The organism is Kaistella sp. (assembly GCF_041824135.1).
In the GTDB taxonomy this organism is placed as follows: Bacteria; Bacteroidota; Bacteroidia; order Flavobacteriales; family Weeksellaceae; genus Kaistella.
In genome coordinates, this window is sequence record NZ_JBGZYM010000097.1 from 1 (window position 1) to 2,986 (window position 2,986).

Below are 2,986 nucleotides of genomic sequence, written 5' to 3' on the forward strand. Positions count from 1 at the left end.
AAACCGCACAGCCCTTTGGATACCGTTTTTGCTTTATGCAGTAAAAATGGAAACCCGAAGTAAGGTAAATAAACAAAGCGGAAGCGTTGCCGACGTTCTTCGCAAAATCAATTTATCGGCTCAGAATTTTACGGTTCATCAGGAGAAAACGCTTCGGGCTTTATCGTATTGCAGAACTTCTGCTTTGGGCGGTCACATTGATGCGTGTGATGGTTGCGGAAATCTTTCCATCAGTTACAACTCCTGTCGTAATCGGCATTGTCCACAATGTCAAGGTCATAAAAAAGAAGAATGGATCCAGAAACGCGAGCAGGAATTATTGCCGTGCAGTTATTACCACGTGGTTTTTACGCTTCCTGAAGAGTTGAATGGTTTGGCGATCTCTCAACCGGCATTATTGTATAAAACCTTATTTGAAGCAGCTTGGGCAACTTTAAATCAGTTTGGTAAAACAGAACAGATGCAACTCGGAATGATTGCGATTTTGCATACTTGGGGACAGAATCTGAGTCTTCATCCTCATTTACACTGCATCGTTCCAGGTGGTGGAATTGATCACAATGGAAAATGGAAAAAGAAAATGAGAACCGATAAATATCTCTTCTGTGTAAAAGCGATGAGCAAAGTTTTCCGCGCAAAGTTCGTGGCTTTATTAAGAGCTTCCGGAATTAAAGACCAGTATTTAATGGACAAACTCTTCACCAAAAACTGGGTCGTTTATGCCAAAAGACCTTTTGGCGGACCAAAACAAGTGATCGAATATTTGGGAAGATATACGCACAAAGTTGCCATTAGCAATCATCGCATCAAAGAAGTTACGGATCATGAAGTTCGTTTTGGGTACAAAGATTATCGCAAAGAAGGTCAGAAAAAGGAAATGACTTTATCGAATACTGAATTTTTGCGCAGATTTAGTCTTCATATTTTGCCTCGAAGGTTTGTAAGAATAAGGCATTACGGAATTTTGAGCAGCTCCTGGAAACGCGGGAAACTTCAGGATTTACAATCAGATTTAAAAATCCAGATTACAGAAGTAAAACCGAAAACTTTGCTTAAAAAATGTCGGTGTTGCAAGGAAGGAAATTTAATCACCATCGCACTTTTCGGACAACGTGGCCCACCTCAGGATTTTCGTTCAACAGGCTTTCATTTCTTGTCTTTCAGACAAAACGAAAGCTTAGTTATTGTGTGCTGGGCTTCTTCGTCATTCTACGCTTAATTTATTATCAAGCTGTTTTGTAAACAAAGGCAGCCTGTCCAAATTCCTTTACAGAACTTTGACAGGCAGCCATTTTATAATAATTGTGGTGTATTTATTTAGCCGCTAAAACATCCAATTTCTCAATAGATGGTGCAGTAGCCAACAATTCAGGTGCATTTTCCATTAACGCCTTTGCAATCTTACCACCAAGATGTGCTTCTCTGCCCTCTTCATCTGAAAAAGTGTCAAAAATGCCAAATGTAGAAGCGTCAATACGGAACGCATACCATGTAATAGTACCCGTTTCTTCATTAGCAAGTGGCAATGCACTTGTGATAAAGGCTTCAACATCTTTTTCTTTTCCTGCTTTTGCTTCTAGTCGAACTAATAATCCTAATTTTTTCATGTCTTTTTATTTTTAAATTAAACCAATTTTGTTTTAACAAATGTAGCACCTTTAAACTTGTGGTGCTTTTTTATTTAGTTCAAAAACTTATGAAAAAAGGTCAAGTTTTCATCATGTTTTTTGGACTGTAACCAAATTCATTTTTAAAGGCTGTGCTAAAATTTGATAAGCTATCATAACCAAAGTCCATATAGATTTCTGATGGGGTTGCTTCATTATTAAGCAATAATTTTTTGGCTTTGTTGAGCCGTTTTAGTTGAAACCATTTTCCTGGAGACTCTTGATATAATTGTAAAAATTTCCGCTTAAAAGTAGACAGGCTCATGTTGCATAGAAAAGCAACCTCGTCAATATTCAAACTCGTGTACAGATTTTTTTCAATGACCATTTTAAAAGATAATTCTCTTTCATTGATTAATAATGAATGTAGATAAACAAAAAAACTTTGCCCATACTTATCAGCCAGATATAGCATAATTTCTTCAAATTTCAATTCCAGAATCTTTTGTGAGATTGTTTGATTCAAGCCATAAATTTGTTGAATAGAATTAATAAAATGGATAATAAAATTGTCTTTTTTGATAAGGAAATAGGGACTATTGTTCGTTGTTTTATTTAAGTCTTTTGGGTTAAATAAATGCCCATATTTCAATAAAAAATCATTAATGTTTTTTTGAGAAAAGAAAAAGAGTAGGCAACTATAACTATTTGCCCCTACAATTTCTGTTGTTAAAAAATTCCCCGATGCAAGAAGTAAGGATTGTGCAGGATTTATCGAAACGATGTCATTAGAAAAGTGAATGTCCTTTTGTCCATCCAACAAAAAACTGAATACATTTTTGTTTAGGTTAATCTTATTTTTGGAAACATGTTTATATACTTCGTAATTAGCAATTTGCAGGTCTGAAGTGTCCGTGTAGTTATTTTCAAATAAATCTTCTGGAAAATTTGTAATGTCCATAATAGTGTTGTTTTAAAAAACATTTTGGAATTGTAAATATATTACATTTCTATTTCAAAAATTGTTTGCTAAAGTTTGGATGAATAGGTCGTTTAGCCTTCTGACTAACGTTTTTATTTCTTACTTACAATCAGCTAGTTGCGAAACTGATATCTTCATTAGTCAGACCAAATTTAGTAATTTGCTTTTGAATCCTTTTTACTAAACCTAGCTTTCTTTTTTCGTCCAAAAATAAGTAGCCTTCAGGATTGACGTAGGATTGATTTTTAACGACCATATTCCAAATAATGATTGCTAATTTCCTTGCAGTTGCTGAGATTGCAGATACTCTGCCTTTTCTAAAATTGATTCGCTTGAAAAAATCCGATAATGGTGTGGAATCTTTTAAATTACCAATCGCATTTGCTGCATTTCTTAA

General features: G+C 34.8%; 3 protein-coding genes and 1 pseudogene. 1 reads left to right on the forward strand and 3 read right to left on the reverse strand.

What is annotated here, in order from left to right; genetic code table 11:
• Window positions 1-46: 46 nt before the first annotated feature.
• Window positions 47-1,219: an IS91 family transposase gene (locus ACEYOS_RS12485; RefSeq protein ID WP_373748091.1), complete on the forward strand. Its 1,173-nt coding sequence runs from the start codon at window positions 47-49 to the stop codon at window positions 1,217-1,219.
• A 94-nt stretch (window positions 1,220-1,313) separates the two neighbouring features.
• On the opposite strand, the gene ACEYOS_RS12490 is transcribed toward ACEYOS_RS12485, so the two are convergent.
• The 3 genes and pseudogenes from ACEYOS_RS12490 to ACEYOS_RS12500 all read right to left on the reverse strand — a co-directional run.
• Window positions 1,314-1,607 (reverse strand): putative quinol monooxygenase, encoded by a 294-nt coding sequence (locus ACEYOS_RS12490; protein WP_065722183.1) that lies wholly within the window; start codon window positions 1,605-1,607, stop codon window positions 1,314-1,316.
• Window positions 1,608-1,707: 100 nt separating this feature from the next.
• Window positions 1,708-2,568, reverse strand: coding sequence for an AraC family transcriptional regulator (locus ACEYOS_RS12495; RefSeq protein ID WP_065722184.1), 861 nt, complete (start codon window positions 2,566-2,568; stop codon window positions 1,708-1,710).
• Window positions 2,569-2,698: 130 nt separating this feature from the next.
• Window positions 2,699-2,986, reverse strand: a pseudogene (locus tag ACEYOS_RS12500) (IS110 family transposase); the annotation flags it as partial.

What these genes read in the sequence shown, in the direction of transcription:
- ACEYOS_RS12485 (WP_373748091.1), top strand. Translation starts at nt 47, where the DNA reads ATGGAAACCCGAAGTAAGGTAAATAAACAAAGCGGAAGCGTTGCCGAC.
- ACEYOS_RS12490 (WP_065722183.1), bottom strand. Translation starts at nt 1,607, where the DNA reads ATGAAAAAATTAGGATTATTAGTTCGACTAGAAGCAAAAGCAGGAAAA.
- ACEYOS_RS12495 (WP_065722184.1), bottom strand. Translation starts at nt 2,568, where the DNA reads ATGGACATTACAAATTTTCCAGAAGATTTATTTGAAAATAACTACACG.